Here is a 16,025-nt window from a genome sequence, read left to right on the forward strand (position 1 = left end):
GAATCCGGTCCACGGGCCCCCCTTCTCGCTCCGTACGGGTCGGTCAGGGCTTGCGGGCCACGGCGGCCCACCCCGGGATGGGGTCGTCGCCCTGGACCGGGACGGGCTCGCCCAGCTCCGGGTGCCACTCGGCGGTGAGCGAGACTCCGGGCTCGACGAACTCCAGGCCCTCGAAGAAGGCGGCCAGCTCGTCGCGCGAGCGGGGCCGCAGGGTCAGCCCGCGCGCCTTGTACATGGCGCTCGCCTTCGCCGCGCCCTCGGGGTCGAAGTCCCCGGTGACGTGCGAGAGGACGAGGTAGCTGCCCGGCGCGAGCTTCTCGACGATCTTGGAGACCAGCTCGTAGGCACCGTCCTCGTCCCCGACGAAGTGCAGCAGGGCAAGCATCGACAGTGCGATGGGCTGATCGAAATCAAGGACCTTTCCGGCCCTTTCGAGGATGACCTCGGGCTCGCGGGCGTCCGCCTGGATGTACTCGGTGGCCCCTTCCGGGGTCGAGCGCAGCAGGGCGGCCGCGTGCGCGAGCACGATCGGGTCGTTGTCGCAGTAGACGATGCGGGACTCCGGCGCGGCCTCCTGCGCGATCTGGTGCAGGTTGGGCTCGGTCGGGATGCCCGTGCCGACGTCCAGGTACTGCCGGACGCCGTGGGCGCTGAGCCAGCGGATGGCGCGGTGCATGAAGGCCCGGTTGACGCGGGCCATGTCCCGGCCCCGGGCGTCGACGGTGAGCAGCTGGCGTGCCATCGCCTCGTCGACCGGGTAGTTGTCCTTGCCGCCCAGGAACCAGTCGTACATCCGCGCCGGGTGGGGCTTGCTGGTGTCGATCCGGACGGATGCGGGGTCCTGGGTCATCGGCTCTCTCCTGGTCGGGATGAACGGCTGGCACTACAGCAAGAGTTACGCGATGGTAGCGGTGGGACGGAAGGGTTCAGGTGAGCAGAAAGTCAGCCTGACCGGATTTGGCGCCCTGGATGAAAGCGGCGATCTCCCCGTGGGTGTAGATGAGCGCTGGTCCTTCAGGGTCTGCGGACTGTCGCACGGCGACTCTGCCGTCGGCCAGCTTCATGGCCTCCACGCAGTTGCCCCCGTTCCCACCGCTCCAGGGCTTGTGCCATCCTTCGGCACCGAGCTCGGCGGCGGGCATGCCGTTGTATATGCGATCCATTCACAGCTCCTTGCGGAGGTTCCGGAGAACCTCCTTCGTGCGTTGTGCAGTCGCGGCCTGCGCCGCCATGCGGTCCATGACCTCCAGGTGGGATGCCACCTCGGGGCGCGCGTCGAGGTAGACGGCGCCGGTCAGGTACTCGCTGTAGACCATGTCCGGCAGTTCGGGCATGGCGAAGCGGAAGAGGACGAACGGTCCGTAGGTGCCGGGATGGTGGCCGGACGCGAACTCCGCGATCTGCAGGGTGATGTTCGGCGACTCGGACGCTTCGAGCAGCCGGTCGAGCTGGTCGCGCATCACCTCGGGCCCGTCGCCGACCGGTCGGCGGAACACCGTCTCGTCCATGATCACCCAGAACTTCGGGGCGTCCTCCCTGGTCAGCAGGGACTGGCGCTCCATCCGTAGGGCTACATGACGCTCGGCGTCCTCGTCCTTGGCGGCGTCGCTGCCGCCACCGACCGCCCCGCTGCGCAGAATGGCACGGGCGTACGCCTCGGTCTGCAGGAGACCGGGGATGAACTGGGGTTCGTACGCCCGGATGAGGCTCGCGGCCCCCTCCAGGCTCACGTACATGGAGAACCAGCCGGGCAGCACGTCGTGGAACCGCTGCCACCAGCCGGGGAGGTTGGCCTCCTCCGCGAGGGCGATGAAACCCTCGGCCTCGGAGTCCGTGATCCCGTACTCCTTCAACAGGAGTTGGACGTACGGGATCTTCAGCGCGACCTCGGCGGTCTCCATGCGCCGGACGGTGGCCGGGGCCACCCGGAGGATCTTCGCGGCCTCTTCCCTCTTCAGGCCGGCCCGCTCCCGCAGATCCTGCAGGCGCCTGCCGAGAACGACCTGTCCCACCGTGGGGGCGGACCGCGGCTCGCTCACTCTCAGACCTCCCCGACGCACTGTTTCGACGAGTGTGCCACGAAGCCGGGCCAGTGAGAACAAGGCACTCTGCAATTTTCAGAGTGCCACTTGCCAAGTGTCCGACTCAGGAGGACAGTGTTCCGGTGAACCAGTACACGCTGCCGCCGTGCGCCACCAGGCCACGGCGACAGCGCCGTACGGCAGTCCTGCCCACTGTTGTGAGGAACCGGTCGTGGCTTCTGGTAACGCGCAGCCCTCAGGTCTCTTGAGCCCGCGAGCTCCCCTGGTCATGGCCCAGCGCCCACAGCAGCACACCGATACCGTCCGCCGCTTCGCCTTCGAGCTCCCGGCCCTCACCTCGTCCGTCGCACGCGCCCGCCGGCTCTCCGAGGAGCGGCTCATCCTCTGGGGCTGCGGCCCCGAGATACGCGACACGGTCGCCCTCGTCGTCTCCGAACTCGTCACGAACGCCGTCGTGCACACCGCGAGCGACCGGGTGATCTGCGAACTCCGCGAGGGCGAGGACACCCTGCGGATAGCCGTGCGCGACGAGGGCGGCCCGGCGGACCCCCGGATACGCGACTGCGGCGAGGACGAACGCGGCCGCGGACTCCTCATCGTCGACGCGCTCTGCACCGCCTGGGGCGCCGACCGCACCGGCCACGGCACGGCACAGATCGTCTGGGCGGAGCTCGCCCACGGCACGGGGGAACCATGCTGAGGTCGATGGCCACCCTGCTGACCCCCCGGTCGGTCCGCAAGCCGCCGGAGACCCCCGCCGTCCCGCGCCAGCGCGGCGCCGCCGACTCCCGCGCCCCGCAGCCCAGGCGCCTCGGCTCGACCTCGCCCGGCTCCCGGACGCTCGACTCCGCGGAACTCGACGCCACCCGCCTCGCCGTCCCCGTCGGCCTCCACACCGGCCTCGGCTGCGACGCCGTCGGCGTCCCCGCCCGCTTCGGCTTCAAGATCCTCTCGCGCCTCCCCGCCAAGGGCTGCGTCTACGCGGACGCGGAATGGTGGTGGTGGCTGGTCCCCGCCGGCTCCGACCACGACCTCACCTGGCCGCTGCCCGCCTGCTACGCCCCCGGCGCCGAGATCCCCGACCGCGGACCGCGCCTCATCCACCACCCCGACGGCACCTCCCCCTACACCCCGCCGATCCCGCTCTACCTCCTCGTCTGCCAGCTGACGGGCATCGCCCCGGCATGGCCGGCACCCCCGGTCGGCAGCGCGCTCTGACGCGCGGGGCCGGTCACGGCATAGGGTCGGGGACATGTTCACCCCGCAGGGCCCCAGCCTCCGCGAGCTGACCGTCCAGGCCCTCTCCTCCGTCGAGCACGGCTACGACCTGCTCGCGGGCAAGTTCGACGCGACCCCGTTCCGCACCTCCGACCGCCTCCTCGGCGCGGTGGCCCGCACCCTGGAGGCCCTGGGCCCGTTCGACTCGGGACTCGACGTCTGCTGCGGCACCGGCGCCGGGCTCGACGTGCTCCGCTCGGTCTGCGCGGGCCGCGTCACGGGCGTCGACTTCAGTACGGGCATGCTGGCCCGGGCCAGGGCCGCGCACCCCGCCACCGACCTGGTCCGCGCCGACGCGCTGGCCCTCCCCTTCGCCCCGGTCTTCGACCTGGCCGTCAGCTTCGGCGCCTTCGGCCACTTCCTCCCCGCCGAGCAGCGCACCCTGTTCGCCCAGGTCCACGCGTCCCTCCGACCCGGCGGCACCTTCGCCTTCCCGGTCGCGGCCCCGCCGCCCGTCGGCTCCCGCCTCTACTGGGTCCTGTGGGGCTTCGACGCCGTCATGCGCGTCAGGAACGCCATCTGGCGTCCCCCCTTCGTCATGTACTACCGGACCTTCCGCCTCGCCGACGTCCACTCCCGTCTCCGGGACGCGGGCTTCGAGGTCTCCCTCGTTCCGGTCGAGAGCCTCGGCCGCCGGGACGACGGCAGTCCGGTCTGCCGCCTCGTGGTGGCGCGCAAACCCGCCGCGTGACGGCGCGGGCATACGCGAAAGTGCCAGTCGATTCGAGATCGACCGGCACTTTCGTGTGGTGTCCGAGGGGGGACTTGAACCCCCACGCCCGATAAAGGGCACTAGCACCTCAAGCTAGCGCGTCTGCCATTCCGCCACCCGGACTAGGTGTTTGTCGCTTTGTGGTTTCCCTCGCGGCGACAGATGTAACTCTACCAGGGGTTTGAGGTGCCTTTCACCAGCGTTTTCCGTGGTCAGTGCGGTGCGGGGGGCACTTCGCTCGCGATTGAGATGATTTGCCCGATCGTGTGCGCGTTCTGTGGTCGATCACGAGCGCGCCGTACGGAAGGGAGGGCGGGAGCCCGGCGCCCCCCGACGCCGGCTCCGTGGGGGTCACAGTGGCGAGCGCGGGGCGGTCCGGGCCACGGAGGCGACGGGAGTCCGTCAGGTCGGGGAGGTCAGCGGACCTCGACGAGGCGGGCCGAGACGACCACGTTGCCGGTGTAGCCGCTCTCCTCCGTGAACGCGCCGCCGCAGGTGATGAGGCGCAGCTCGGGGCGGCCCGAGTCGCCGTAGACGCGTGCGGCGGGGAAGGCGTCCTTGGGGACGACCTCGACGCCGTACACGGAGAAGACGGCGGTCCGGCCGTCGCGGCGGGCGATCTCGACGCGGTGTCCCTTGGCGACGGCGCCGAGGTCGTAGAAGACGGCGCGGCCGTTCGGGGTGTCGACGTGGCCGACGACGACGGCGGTGCCGCGCTCACCGGGGGTGACCGCGCCGGTGAACCAGCCGGCGACCCGGTCGTCCTCGGGCGGCGGGGCCTCGATCCAGCCGTCGTCGTCCAGTCCGACGTCCGTGACGGGGGCGTCGATGCGGACGGCCGGGACGCGGACCCGGACGGGGGTCGAAGGGGGCAGCGGATCGGGTACGGAGACGAGGGCGGACGCGGAGGCGTCGGCGCGGGCGCCGTCGGGGGCAGCCGCGGAGGCGCGGGCGCCGTCGGGGGCGGCCGCGGAGGCGCGGGCGCCGTCGGGGGCGGCCGCGGCGAGGGGCTGGGGCGGGCCGTCGGCGCCGCCCATGCCGCCGCGCACCAGGTGCACCCCGACGAGGAGGACGACGGCGACGACGCCCCAGGCGCCGCGCCGCCCGTGGCCGTCGAGCGCCCGGGCACCGCCCGGCCTCGCTGCGCCTTCCGACCGCCCCCGTCCCGAGGCGCGGTCCCGTCCGGCGCCGTCCGGCCGTGCCGTGGCCTGCGCGTGCACGGCGCTGTCCGCCACTCCTCCGGTACCGCGCGACCACCCCACGTCCGCCCTCCTCGGCAGCGTCCCCACACCGTTTGGCGCCCCTCCGTCCCGGACCTCGTCACACCGGGGCGGAGGGGCCGTTTCTCAGGCCCTGCCGGGCCGGGCCGTCAGGCGCCGCCGCCGACGTCGCGGCGGCGGGTCAGGACGACGGCGGCGCCGAGGGCGCCGACGATGAGCAGGACGCCCGTGACGGCTTCGATGGTGCCGAGGCCGTCGGCGTCGGAGCTCGCGGCGCCGGTGCCGAAGCCGGCCTTCACGCCCTTGTGGGCTGCGGGGGTCAGGCCGTTGTCGTCGCCGTCGTCGGGGGTCGGGCGGGGCTCGCCCTGGGCGATGGTCAGGGTGGTGGTGCCGCGCTCGCCCTTGCAGTCGAAGGTGATCTCGTACTGGGTGCCGGCCTTGGCGTCGAAGTCCACGGTCGCGCTGCCCGCGCGGCCCTCGGTGAGGGTCACGGTGTCGAACACGCCGGAGGTGACGGTCACGGACGGCACTTCGCAGCCGTCGGAGGTGAGGGTGACGGTGCCGCCGGGGGCGACCGTCGCGGGGGTGACGGAGAAGCCGAACGACGTGACGTTCCGGTCGCCCTCGTCCGCCAGGGCGATCGGCGCGGCCGCGACCACGGCGACGGCGCTGAGCAGGGCGGCGGAAGCGGCACGTATCGCGCGCATGGGCGGTCCTCCGGTTCACGCGAGGGGTCGGACACGGAGCGATTCCGTACCCGGGACGAAACGACCCTCACCGCGATCGAAGCTAGGTCCGCCCCCGTCGCGCCGCCACCGGGCTCCGCCGAACGGAGCACGGCGGGAACGGGCGGGCGCCGGGGGCGCCGGAGGAAGGACAGGCCCTAGGGAACGCGGACGACCTGGCCCGCGTACGAGAGGTTGCCGCCGAAGCCGAAGAGCAGGACCGGGGCGCCGGAGGGCAGTTCGCCGCGCTCGACCAGCTTGGCGAGGGCGAGCGGGATGGAGGCGGCCGACGTGTTGCCGGAGTCGACGACGTCGCGGGCGACGATCGCGTTGACGGCGCCGATCTTCGCGGCGAGCGGTTCGATGATCCGCAGGTTGGCCTGGTGCAGGACGACACCGGCGAGGTCCTCCGGGGCGATGCCGGAGCGCTCGCAGGTCTTCCGGGCGAGCGCCGGCAGCGACTGGGTGGCCCAGCGGTAGACCGACTGGCCCTCCTGCGCGAAGACGGGCGGGGTGCCCTCGATGCGGACGGCGTGGCCCATCTCGGGGACCGATCCCCACAGCACCGGTCCGATGCCGGGCTCGTCGCCGGCGTCGGCGTCCTCGACGGCCTCGACGATCGCGGCGCCCGCGCCGTCGCCGGTGAGGACGCAGGTGGTGCGGTCGGTCCAGTCCGTCACCGCGGTCATCTTGTCGGCGCCGATCACCAGGACCCGGCGGGCCCCGCCGGCCCGCACGGCGTGGTCGGCGGTGGCGAGGGCGTGCGTGAAGCCGGCGCAGACCACGTTCAGGTCCATGGTGGCGGGCGACGTCATGCCGAGACGGGCAGCGACGCGGGCGGCCGTGTTCGGCGAGCGGTCGATCGCGGTGGAGGTGGCGACGAGGACGAGGTCGATGTCGTCGGCGGTGAGGCCGGCCGTGGCGAGGGCCTTGCCCGCGGCGTGCGCGGCGAGCTCGTCGACCGGCTCGTCGGGCCCGGCGACGTGCCGCGTGCGGATGCCGACCCGGCTGGTGATCCACGCGTCGTCGGTGTCGACGAGTTCGGCGAGGTCGTGGTTGGTCAGCACCTTGGCGGGCTGGTAGTGCCCGAGCGCGGCGATGCGAGTGCCCGTCATACCAGGGACCCCCTAGGTGGTTCGTTCGTCCGGCAGGATCCCCCAGTCTTGCCAGCGACTGATGGGTAACAGGTGACGTAAACCACCAAGATTCACCCGTACCGCTTGGCCGACCGTGACAAGGGCCGTGGCGGGGCAGGGCTTCCGCGCCGCCCCGGACCCGGATGTCGTCCCCGTACCCGTGGAGGAGAATGGCCCGGGCCGGGGCCTCCCGGTCTTCCCCGCGCAGAGAAACGAGAACGGTCACGATGGGTCGGGTCACCGAGCGACGACGTGTCCTGCGGATCCGTGGCGGTGCCGTCAACACACGGCCCGACACCCTGGTGGCCGAGGAGCCGCTGGAGATCCGGCTGAACGGGCGCCCGATCGCGATCACCATGCGCACCCCGGGTGACGACTTCGCGCTCGCTGCCGGCTTCCTGGTGAGCGAGGGGGTCCTCGCGGCCGCCTCCGACGTGCGCAACATCGTGTACTGCGCGGGCGCCACGGACGACGGCTCCAACACGTACAACGTGGTGGACGTGCAGCTCGCGCCCGGAGTCGCGGTACCGGACATCAGTCTGGAACGGAACGTCTACACGACGTCGTCCTGCGGTCTGTGCGGCAAGGCCAGCCTCGACGCCGTCCGCACCACGGCGCGCTTCCCGATCGCCGACACCCCCCCGGTCCGGCTCGCGCCCGCCCTGTTGTCCGCCCTGCCCGACCGGCTGCGGGCGGCCCAGCGGGTCTTCGACAGCACCGGCGGGCTGCACGCGGCGGCCCTCTTCACCGAGGACGGCGAGCTGCTCGACGTCAAGGAGGACGTCGGCCGGCACAACGCCGTGGACAAACTCGTCGGGCGGGCCCTCAGGGAGGGGCTGCTGCCGCTGGAGCGAGCCGTGCTGCTCGTGTCGGGGCGCGCCTCGTTCGAGCTCGCGCAGAAGGCCGTCATGGCCGGCATCCCGGTCCTCGCGGCCGTCTCCGCCCCGTCCTCGCTCGCCGTCGACCTGGCCGCCGAGACGGGCCTGACGCTGGTGGGCTTCCTGCGCGGACCGGACATGAACGTGTACGCGGGAGAGCACCGGATCGCGGTCTGATCCGAGCCCGGACGGGTCGGGGTGGGCCGAGGGCGGGCCGGGCAGGGCCGGGCAGGGCCGGGGGCGGACCCTGCCGAGCCGGATCTGCCCCCGCCGGACCTCGCCGGGCCGGGCCTGGTCGAGCCAGGTCTGCCCCGGCAGACCTCGCCGGGCCGGGCCTGGCCGGACCCGGTCGACCGCCGTCCGACGCGGCCCGGATCCGGCCGGGGGTCAGTTCTTCGGCGGGTCGATCATCTGGAGGGCGAGGGTGGCCGGGGGCGGGGCGATGCCGGGGCCGCCGGCCGCCGTCCAGGCGAGGATGTCGTCGAGGCAGTCCTCGTCCAGGGTGAAGCCGACCCAGGCGGCCCGGCCGCCGCGCCGCCGGCCCTCGGTGGAGGGCTGGACGACGACTATGTTGGCCTGGGCGCAGGGGCCGAGGCAGTCGCTGGTGCGGACGGCGAGCCGGCCGCCGGAGGCCGCGGCGGCCTCGCGGAGCCGGGCGAGCTGGCCCGCGTGGTCGGTGCCGGGGTTCTTGCGGCCGTCGCCGCAGCAGCAGCCGCGGCAGACGACGAGCGAGCAGGGGCGGGCCCCGTAACGTATCGGTACGGGGGTCACCGCGGTCCGTCCAGCGTGATGGCGGCGACCGGTGCGACCGTGCCGAGGCGGGGGAAGTCGAGGTCGACGGAGGCGCGGTGCTCGTCGGCGGTGAGGGCCGACATGGCGTCCTCCGCGAAGACGAGGTCGTAGCCGAGGTCGCCGGCGGCGCGGGCGGTGGACTCGACGCCCAGGTTGGTGGCGATGCCGCCGAAGACCAGGGTGGTAGCGCCGAACCCCGAGAGCAGCTCGTGCAGTCCGGTGTCCTGGAAGCCTCCGATGGTCCGCTTGACGACGACGGGCTCGCCGTCCCTGACCAGGTCGGGGACGAGCTCGCTGCCGGGAGGCTGGTTCTCGACGTTCGGCCGCTCGACGCGGAGGTGGACGACGGGCGCGCCGGCGTCCCGGAAGGTGTCGGCGAGCCGGGCGGACGCGGCGAGGACGTCGGTGCCGGGGCGGGGGGCGAGGGGCAGCGCGACGATGCGTTCCATCAGGTCGACGAGGACGAGCGCGGTGCGGCCGGGATCGAGTGCGGGCATGGGAGCACCGTAGCGGCCCGGATGATCATCCCGGCGCCGCCGGGGGTGTGATCCGGCCGCCGGAGGGGGTGCACGGGGTCACGTACGCGCCGTGACCCCGGGTACGGGCTCGGCGGTCCCGGAGGTCCCGGCGGCGGGTGTCTGCGTGCCGTCCGTCTCCGCGTCGTGCGAGCGGCGCTTGGCGATGACCGCGCAGACCATGAGCTGCATCTGGTGGAAGAGCATCAGCGGGAGCACGGCGAGGGAGGCGTGCGGGCCGAAGAGGACGCTGGCCATGGGCAGCCCGGCGGCCAGGCTCTTCTTCGAGCCGGCGAACTGGACGGCGATCCGGTCGGCCCGGTCGAAGCCGAGGCGGCCGGCCCCGTACCAGGTCAGGGCCAGCATCGCGGCGAGGAGGACGGCTTCGACGGCGAGCAGCAGGCCGAGCCGGGCCGGGGTCACGAGGTGCCAGACGCCGGCGACCATGCCCTGGCTGAAGGCGGTGTAGACGACGAGGAGGATCGAGCCCCGGTCGACGTACCCGAGGACCTTCTTGCGGCGGACGAGGAATCCACCGACCCAGCGGCGCAGGAACTGGCCGGCGAGGAACGGCACGAGGAGCTGGAGCACGATCCTCAGGAGCCCGTCGGCGGAGAGGCCGCCCGTGCTGCCGCCGAGGAGCAGGGCCGCGAGGAGCGGGGTGAGGACGATGCCGGCGAGCGACGAGAACGAGCCGGCGCAGATCGCGGCGGGCACGTTGCCGCGGGCGATCGAGGTGAAGGCGATGGAGGACTGGATGGTGGACGGCACCAGGCAGAGGAAGAGGAGCCCGCCGTAGAGCTGGGGGGTGAGGACGGTCGGCACCAGGCCCCGCGCGGCGAGCCCGAGGAGCGGGAAGAGCAGGAAGGTGCAGCCGAGGACGGTGAGGTGGAGCCGCCAGTGCTTGAGGCCGTCGAGGGCCTCGCGGGTGGAGAGCCGGGCGCCGTAGAGGAAGAAGAGCAGGGCCACGGCCCCCGTCGAAGCGCCCTCGGCGACGTCCGCGGCCGCCCCGGAGGCGGGCAGGAGCGCGGCGAGGCCGACCGTGCCGAGCAGCGCGAGGACGTACGCGTCGACGGGCGGCCGGGACGGCAGGCGAAGGGCACGGCGGGGGGTGTGGCGGGTCATGGGCTCCACTGCTCTGTCCTGCGGGGGCCGCGCGTACCGCGCGGGCTCGGGGCGCGCCCGTACGGCGACGGGGTGGCGCGCGGGTCCATCGTGCGCCACCGGCCGGTGATCGGGAATCCCGTACAGCGCTCTGACTGTCATCGCCTCTCGTGATGACGGCCGCCGCGGTAACGTCGTGCCGTGTACGAGCCCTCCCAGCTGCGCACCTTCCTCGCCGTGGCCCAGACGCTGAGCTTCACACGGGCGGCCGACCGGCTCGGGCTGCGCCAGTCGACCGTCAGCCAGCACGTGCGGCGCCTGGAGGAGGCGACGGGCAGGCCGCTGTTCACCCGGGACACCCACCGGGTGGAGCTGACGGAGGACGGCGAGGCGATGCTCGGCTTCGCCCGCACGATCCTCCAGGCCCACGAGCGGGCGGCGGCGTTCTTCGGCGGGACCCGGTTGCGGGGGCGGCTGCGGTTCGGCGCGTCGGAGGACTTCGTGACGACGCGGCTGCCGGAGATCCTTGAGTCGTTCCGGCGCGAGCATCCGGAGGTCGACCTGGAGCTGACGGTCGAGCTGTCCGGGACGCTCCAGGCCCGGCTGGCGGCCGGTCGGCTCGATCTGATCCTGGCCAAGCGGCGCGGGGCCGAGAGTGGTGGCCGGCTCGTCTGGGAGGACTCCCTGATCTGGATCGGGGCACCGGGGCTGCGGCTCGACCCGGACCGGCCCGTGCCGCTGATCCTCTACCCGCCGCCGGGGATCACCCGGGCGCGCGCCCTGGAGGCGCTGGAGGCGCAGGGCAGGGCCTGGCGGATCGCGTGTACGAGTTCCAGCCTCAGCGCGAACGTCGCGGCGGCCCGCGCCGGTCTCGGCGTGATGGCGCACACCCGGGGCCTGGTGCCGCCGGGTCTCGTGCCCGTGCCGGCCCGCGCCGGGCTCCCGGAGCTCGGCGAGGTGGGCTTCGTCCTGCGGTCGGGGCGCCGGGGAGGGGCGGTGCAGGAGGCGGCCGACGCGCTGGCGGACGCGATCCTCGCGGGCGGCGACCGGCTGCACCGGCCCCGCTGAGGCGGTCGGCGCGCGGCCGTGCGGCGACCCCCCGGGGGTCGCCGCGTGAGCGGTCGGTACAGATTCGGTGGAGATTCACGTCCGGTGGACGTACCGTCCGGTCGGTAACAGCCCGGGAGCCGTCGCGACTTGGTCACCTCACCAGCCCTGACCTGTGGGAACACGGAATGTCCCGGCTTGGTGAAGGCCCTCCCGCCGGGCAGGCGGGTGGGGTACCGTCACCCGCGCCGAACGGAGTGCGACAAGAGGCTTTCCAGCCATCGAGCCGTCGAGGAGCAGGTCAGTGCGCGAGTTCACCGTGCCGCCCGTCGAGGCGGCGCCTCAGGTCGGCGGTCTGGCGGACGCCGTGTTCGAACGTGCCGCGACCGAGCCCGAGCGGATCGTGCTGGGCCGCAAGGGCGCCGACGGCGCGTGGCGGGACGTGACCGCCGCCGGCTTCCGGGACGAGGTGCTCGGCCTCGCCAAGGGGCTGATCGCGGAGGGGGTGCGGTTCGGCGACCGGGTCGCGATCATGGCCCGCACCCGCTACGAGTGGACGCTGTTCGACTTCGCGCTGTGGGCGGTGGGCGCGCAGCCCGTGCCGGTCTATCCGACCTCCTCCAACGAGCAGGTCTTCTGGATGCTGTACGACTCCGAGGTCACGGCGTGCGTGGTGGAGCACGAGGACCACGCGATGACGATCGGCTCGGTGATCGACCGGCTGCCCCGGCTCCAGCGGCTCTGGCAGCTCGACGCGGGCGCGGTGGCGGAGCTGACGGCGGCGGGCACGGACATCGACGAGGAGGTCGTGCACCGGCACCGGCGGGCCGTGACCCCGGAGACGGTGGCGACGGTCGTCTACACGTCGGGGACGACCGGCCGCCCGAAGGGCTGCGTGATCACCCACGCGAACCTCATGTTCGAGACGGACATGCTGATGGGCCGCTGGGAGCCGGTGTTCCGGTCCCGGCCGGGGGAACAGGCGTCGACGCTGCTGTTCCTGCCGCTCGCGCACGTCTTCGGGCGGATGGTGGAGGTCGCGGCGGTCCGAGGCGGGGTGAAGCTGGGGCACCAGCCGGTGATGGCCGCCTCCGAGCTGCTTCCCGACCTGGCGGCGTTCCGGCCGAGTTTCGTACTGGCCGTTCCGTACGTGTTCGAGAAGGTCTTCCACGCGGCCCGGCGCAAGGCGGAGAGCGAGGGGAAGGCCGGCCCGTTCGACAAGGCCGTGGAGGTGGCCGTCGGGTACGCGGAGGCCCTGGAGCAGAAGGCGTTCGGGACCGGCCCCGGCCCGTCGGCGGCGCTGCGGGTGCAGCACCAGTTCTTCGAGAAGACGGTGTACGGGAAGGTCCGGGCCGCCCTCGGCGGGCGGGTCCGGTACGCGATGTCGGGCGGTTCCGCGATGGACCGCCGGCAGGGCCTGTTCTTCGCGGGCGCCGGAATCACGGTCTTCGAGGGGTACGGGCTGACCGAGTCGTCGGCGGCCGCCACCGCGAACCCACCCGAGCGGACCAAGTACGGCACGGTCGGACAGCCCGTGCCCGGCACGACGGTGCACATCGCGGAGGACGGCGAGGTGTGGCTGCACGGCGGCCAGGTCTTCTCGGGCTACCTCAACAACCCGGAGGCGACCGCCGCCGTCCTCAACGACGGCTGGCTGGCCACCGGGGACCTCGGCGCACTCGACGACGACGGCTATCTGACCATCACCGGGCGGAAGAAGGAGATCCTGGTGACGTCGGGCGGCAAGAGCGTCGCGCCCGCCGGACTGGAGGAGCGGGTGCGCGCGCATCCGCTGATCGCCCAGTGCATCGTCGTCGGCAACGACCGGCCGTACGTCGCCGCCCTGGTCACCGTCGACCAGGAGGCGGTGGAGCACTGGCTCGCGATGCAGGGCCGGGCGCCGCTCGCCCCGTCCGAGCTGGTGCGCGATCCCGCGCTGGAGACGGAGATCCGGCGGGGCGTGGTGGCGGCGAACACGCTGGTCTCGCAGGCCGAGTCGATCCGCACCTTCCGGATCCTGGCCCATCCCTTCAGCGAGGAGCACGGGCTGCTCACCCCGTCGCTGAAGCTGAAGCGGAAGGCGATCGAGCGGGCCTACGCGGCGGAGGTCGAGGCGCTGTACGGCTGACCGGCGGGCCGGAATGCGGAACGTTCCGCGGTCGTTGACGCTGGGAGTACCTCCGTACAGCCAGCGACGACGACGTAAGGATCCTTCCCACGTGAGCACGGACAACAGCGTTCCCTCGGTCACCCTCAACAACGGCGTCCTGATGCCGCAGCTGGGCTACGGCGTCTGGCAGGTGCCGGACGACGAGGCGGCGACGGCCGTGGCGACCGCCCTGGAGGCCGGCTACCGCTCGATCGACACCGCCGCGATCTACCAGAACGAGGAGGGCACGGGCCGTGCCGTCGCCGCCTCGGGGATCCCCCGCGAGGAACTGTTCGTCACCACCAAGCTGTGGAACAGCGAGCAGGGCTACGACACGACGCTGAAGGCCTTCGACGCCTCGCTCGACAAGCTGGGCCTCGACTACGTCGACCTGTACCTGATCCACTGGCCGGTGCCGGTGAAGGACGCGTACGTGGACACGTACCGCGCGTTCGAGAAGATCCTCGCGGACGGGCGCGCCAAGGCGATCGGCGTCTCCAACTTCCTTCCGGAGCACCTGGAGCGGCTGATCGGCGAGACCTCGGTCGTGCCCGCCGTCAACCAGATCGAGCTCCACCCGCAGCTCCCGCAGGAGGCGTCCCGCGAGGTGCACGCCCGGCTCGGCATCGCCACCGAGGCCTGGTCGCCGCTCGGCCAGGGCCGCGGCCTCCTGGAGGTCCCGGCGATCGTCGCCATCGCCCGCAAGCACGGGCGGACGCCGGCCCAGGTGGTGCTGCGCTGGCACCTCCAGCTGGGGAACGTGGTGATCCCGAAGTCGGTCACCCCGTCGCGCATCCGCGAGAACATCGACGTCTTCGGCTTCGAGCTGGACGCCGAGGACCTGGCCGCCGTCGCCGCCCTCGACGAGAACCGCCGACTCGGCCCGAACCCGGCCGAGTTCAACATCGGCGCCTGAAGGACACGGAGGAGCCTGCCGCACCGCGCCGCCTCGGCGGTGCGGTGGCGCCTCGGGCACGGACGACGGGCCCGGTGACCGTGGGCGGCGAGCCCGGTGACCGTGGCCACCGGGCCGGGTGACCCTGGGCGCCGGGCCCGGCACCGGCCTACGGCGGGCCCGGTGGTCCGTCCCCGGGCTCAGTAGCCGTCGACGCCCAACTCGGTGATCGAGGCGAAGAGGTGCTCCCACACCTCCGCGCCGGGCGCGTCCTCGGCCAGCGCCCCGGCGTCCACCTCCGCCATGGCGCGGAGGAACGCCTTCACGCCGTCCTCCCCTTCGTACGGATCCCAGCACGCGCCCATGTACCGGCGGACGCCCTCCAGGAACCGGACGAAGGAGTCCAGGTCGCGGACGAGCGGGAAGACGGCGTCGCCGCCGGGGCCGTGGCTGCCGTCCGGCTGCCGCATGCCGACCGCGCCGGTGACCGGGTCCAGGAACACCTCCCCGTCGTCGCAGTAGCCGAGGTCGAACGAGCCGACGCTCAGCAGGCCCTCCGGGCCGGGTTCCAGGAAGGCGGCCGCCGTCGCGAACGACGTGACGCCCGCCGCCCAGTGGCGCGGCAGGCCGACCTCGGCCAGCAGGACGCGGGTGGGCCCGTGGACGAGTGCCGCGGGCAGGTCGTCCGCCGCGACACGGACGACCCCGGCGGCTCCGAGCACCGCGTCGAGCCGGGCCGCGGTGAGGGGGCCCGCGGTGTCCCGCGTGCCGGGACGGAACCACGGTCCGCCGTCCGGCGGTGTCCGCTCCGAGGCGTCGGCGCCGCCCGTCGGCCAGTCGGCGAGGGCCACGGCGTTCCGCTCGACGACGACCACCCCGCGCGCGTCCAGGAAGACGTAGCGGCCGTCCTCCAGCGGGATCGGCTCCTCCCAGCCGTCGGGGGCGTGCAGGGCCCAGGACTCCTCGTCGGTGTCGAACAGCCAGGGCCCGTCCGGCTCCACGTCGTCCCGGGGCTCGGCGCCGCCGGCGGGGGCGGGGAGGACCCGTCCGGTCGCCGGGTCGAACCAGGTGTCCGGGCACCACAGCGCCCAGACCTTGAGCAGCGGCCGCCCGTCGGCCTCGTACATCTCGGCGGAGCGGTCGCCGCTGAGGTTCGGCTCGGCCTCGTAAGCGCCCACCGGCCGCCACCACGCCCACACCGTGCGCCACGGCAGACCCGGTGCGGCGGCGGCGATCCGGTCGGCGTACGCGTGGTGGCCGAGGACGGTCGCCGCGAAGTGCAGCCACGAGGCGAACTCGGCGGCGGTCACGGGAGCGGCGCCGAAGACGGCCTCTGCCTGGGTGAACACCTCGCGGCCCACCCCGCCGTCGCCCTCCGGCAGGGCGTCGAGGCGGGTACGGAGCTCGGCGCGGTCGTGGCGCAGGACCCGCGCGGGGTCGTCGAGCAGGGAACGGAGATCGGGATCGGTCACCGGCCCCATGGTGTCAGGCCCGGCCCGTTGTCGTACCCGCGACGTAGAGTCGGTGACGGC

The 16,025-nt window shown here is 73.3% G+C and carries 17 protein-coding genes and 1 tRNA gene; 7 read left to right on the forward strand and 11 right to left on the reverse strand.

Annotated elements, in window-relative coordinates; all coding sequences use genetic code 11:
- Positions 1–43: 43 nt before the first annotated feature.
- From ACFCY7_RS00825 to ACFCY7_RS00835, 3 genes are all read right to left on the reverse strand, one after another.
- Positions 44–850, reverse strand: coding sequence for an SAM-dependent methyltransferase (locus ACFCY7_RS00825; RefSeq protein WP_376480286.1), 807 nt, complete (start codon positions 848–850; stop codon positions 44–46).
- A gap of 76 nt (positions 851–926) precedes the next feature.
- Positions 927–1,163 carry a DUF397 domain-containing protein gene (locus ACFCY7_RS00830; RefSeq protein WP_015037566.1) on the reverse strand — a complete coding sequence of 79 codons (237 nt, stop codon included), beginning with the start codon at positions 1,161–1,163 and terminating at the stop codon, positions 927–929.
- Entirely contained in the window at positions 1,164–2,039 is an 876-nt protein-coding gene (locus ACFCY7_RS00835) for a helix-turn-helix transcriptional regulator (protein WP_376480287.1), read from the reverse strand. It abuts the gene before it with no gap.
- A 271-nt stretch (positions 2,040–2,310) separates the two neighbouring features.
- Here ACFCY7_RS00835 and ACFCY7_RS00840 point away from each other — a divergent pair, with 271 nt between their 5' ends.
- From ACFCY7_RS00840 to ACFCY7_RS00850, 3 genes are read left to right on the forward strand one after another with little or no spacing between them, the layout of a single operon-like run.
- Complete coding sequence (locus ACFCY7_RS00840; RefSeq protein WP_376480288.1) at positions 2,311–2,742, forward strand: ATP-binding protein; 432 nt, start codon at positions 2,311–2,313, stop codon at positions 2,740–2,742.
- A 5-nt stretch (positions 2,743–2,747) separates the two neighbouring features.
- Positions 2,748–3,260, forward strand: a complete 513-nt coding sequence (locus ACFCY7_RS00845; protein WP_376480289.1) for a hypothetical protein — start codon at positions 2,748–2,750, stop codon at positions 3,258–3,260.
- Between the two features lie 34 nt (positions 3,261–3,294).
- Positions 3,295–4,011, forward strand: a complete 717-nt coding sequence (locus ACFCY7_RS00850) for a class I SAM-dependent methyltransferase (protein ID WP_376480290.1) — start codon at positions 3,295–3,297, stop codon at positions 4,009–4,011.
- 56 nt (positions 4,012–4,067) lie between these two features.
- Here the strand turns inward: ACFCY7_RS00850 and ACFCY7_RS00855 are convergent.
- The 4 genes from ACFCY7_RS00855 to ACFCY7_RS00870 form a co-directional block, all read right to left on the reverse strand.
- Positions 4,068–4,155: transfer RNA gene (locus tag ACFCY7_RS00855), tRNA-Leu, on the reverse strand.
- 293 nt (positions 4,156–4,448) lie between these two features.
- On the reverse strand, positions 4,449–5,294 hold the full coding sequence (locus ACFCY7_RS00860; protein WP_376480291.1) for a class F sortase: 846 nt from the start codon (positions 5,292–5,294) through the stop codon (positions 4,449–4,451).
- A gap of 107 nt (positions 5,295–5,401) precedes the next feature.
- A complete protein-coding gene (locus tag ACFCY7_RS00865; protein WP_376480292.1) occupies positions 5,402–5,959 on the reverse strand; it encodes a hypothetical protein in 558 nt (185 codons plus the stop codon).
- Positions 5,960–6,135: 176 nt separating this feature from the next.
- Positions 6,136–7,092, reverse strand: a complete 957-nt coding sequence (locus tag ACFCY7_RS00870; RefSeq protein ID WP_376480293.1) for a beta-ketoacyl-ACP synthase III — start codon at positions 7,090–7,092, stop codon at positions 6,136–6,138.
- Positions 7,093–7,340: 248 nt separating this feature from the next.
- On the opposite strand from ACFCY7_RS00870, the gene fdhD reads away from it, so the two are divergent.
- On the forward strand, positions 7,341–8,168 hold the full coding sequence (gene fdhD, locus ACFCY7_RS00875; protein ID WP_376480294.1) for a formate dehydrogenase accessory sulfurtransferase FdhD: 828 nt from the start codon (positions 7,341–7,343) through the stop codon (positions 8,166–8,168).
- Between the two features lie 210 nt (positions 8,169–8,378).
- Here fdhD and ACFCY7_RS00880 read toward each other — a convergent pair whose 3' ends face one another.
- The 3 genes from ACFCY7_RS00880 to ACFCY7_RS00890 form a co-directional block, all read right to left on the reverse strand.
- Positions 8,379–8,762 carry a (2Fe-2S) ferredoxin domain-containing protein gene (locus ACFCY7_RS00880; RefSeq protein ID WP_376480295.1) on the reverse strand — a complete coding sequence of 128 codons (384 nt, stop codon included), beginning with the start codon at positions 8,760–8,762 and terminating at the stop codon, positions 8,379–8,381.
- Complete coding sequence (locus ACFCY7_RS00885) at positions 8,759–9,280, reverse strand: isochorismatase family protein (protein WP_376480296.1); 522 nt, start codon at positions 9,278–9,280, stop codon at positions 8,759–8,761. The genes ACFCY7_RS00880 and ACFCY7_RS00885 overlap by 4 nt, the downstream gene beginning before the upstream one ends.
- A gap of 78 nt (positions 9,281–9,358) precedes the next feature.
- The gene (locus ACFCY7_RS00890; protein WP_376480297.1) at positions 9,359–10,423 is read right to left on the reverse strand and encodes a bile acid:sodium symporter family protein; all 1,065 of its coding nucleotides are present in this window, start codon (positions 10,421–10,423) and stop codon (positions 9,359–9,361) included.
- A gap of 180 nt (positions 10,424–10,603) precedes the next feature.
- On the opposite strand from ACFCY7_RS00890, the gene ACFCY7_RS00895 reads away from it, so the two are divergent.
- From ACFCY7_RS00895 to ACFCY7_RS00905, 3 genes are all read left to right on the forward strand, one after another.
- The gene (locus ACFCY7_RS00895) at positions 10,604–11,470 is read left to right on the forward strand and encodes a LysR substrate-binding domain-containing protein (RefSeq protein WP_376480298.1); all 867 of its coding nucleotides are present in this window, start codon (positions 10,604–10,606) and stop codon (positions 11,468–11,470) included.
- Positions 11,471–11,753: 283 nt separating this feature from the next.
- Positions 11,754–13,577, forward strand: coding sequence for an AMP-dependent synthetase/ligase (locus tag ACFCY7_RS00900; protein WP_376480299.1), 1,824 nt, complete (start codon positions 11,754–11,756; stop codon positions 13,575–13,577).
- A gap of 142 nt (positions 13,578–13,719) precedes the next feature.
- Positions 13,720–14,514 carry an aldo/keto reductase gene (locus ACFCY7_RS00905; protein WP_376480403.1) on the forward strand — a complete coding sequence of 265 codons (795 nt, stop codon included), beginning with the start codon at positions 13,720–13,722 and terminating at the stop codon, positions 14,512–14,514.
- A 179-nt stretch (positions 14,515–14,693) separates the two neighbouring features.
- Here ACFCY7_RS00905 and ACFCY7_RS00910 read toward each other — a convergent pair whose 3' ends face one another.
- Positions 14,694–15,965: an SUKH-4 family immunity protein gene (locus ACFCY7_RS00910; protein WP_376480300.1), complete on the reverse strand. Its 1,272-nt coding sequence runs from the start codon at positions 15,963–15,965 to the stop codon at positions 14,694–14,696.
- Between the last annotated feature and the right edge of the window lie 60 nt (positions 15,966–16,025).

Origin of the sequence: Streptomyces sp. NPDC056361, from assembly GCF_042262805.1 — a bacterium.
Taxonomy (GTDB): Bacteria; Actinomycetota; Actinomycetes; order Streptomycetales; family Streptomycetaceae; genus Streptomyces.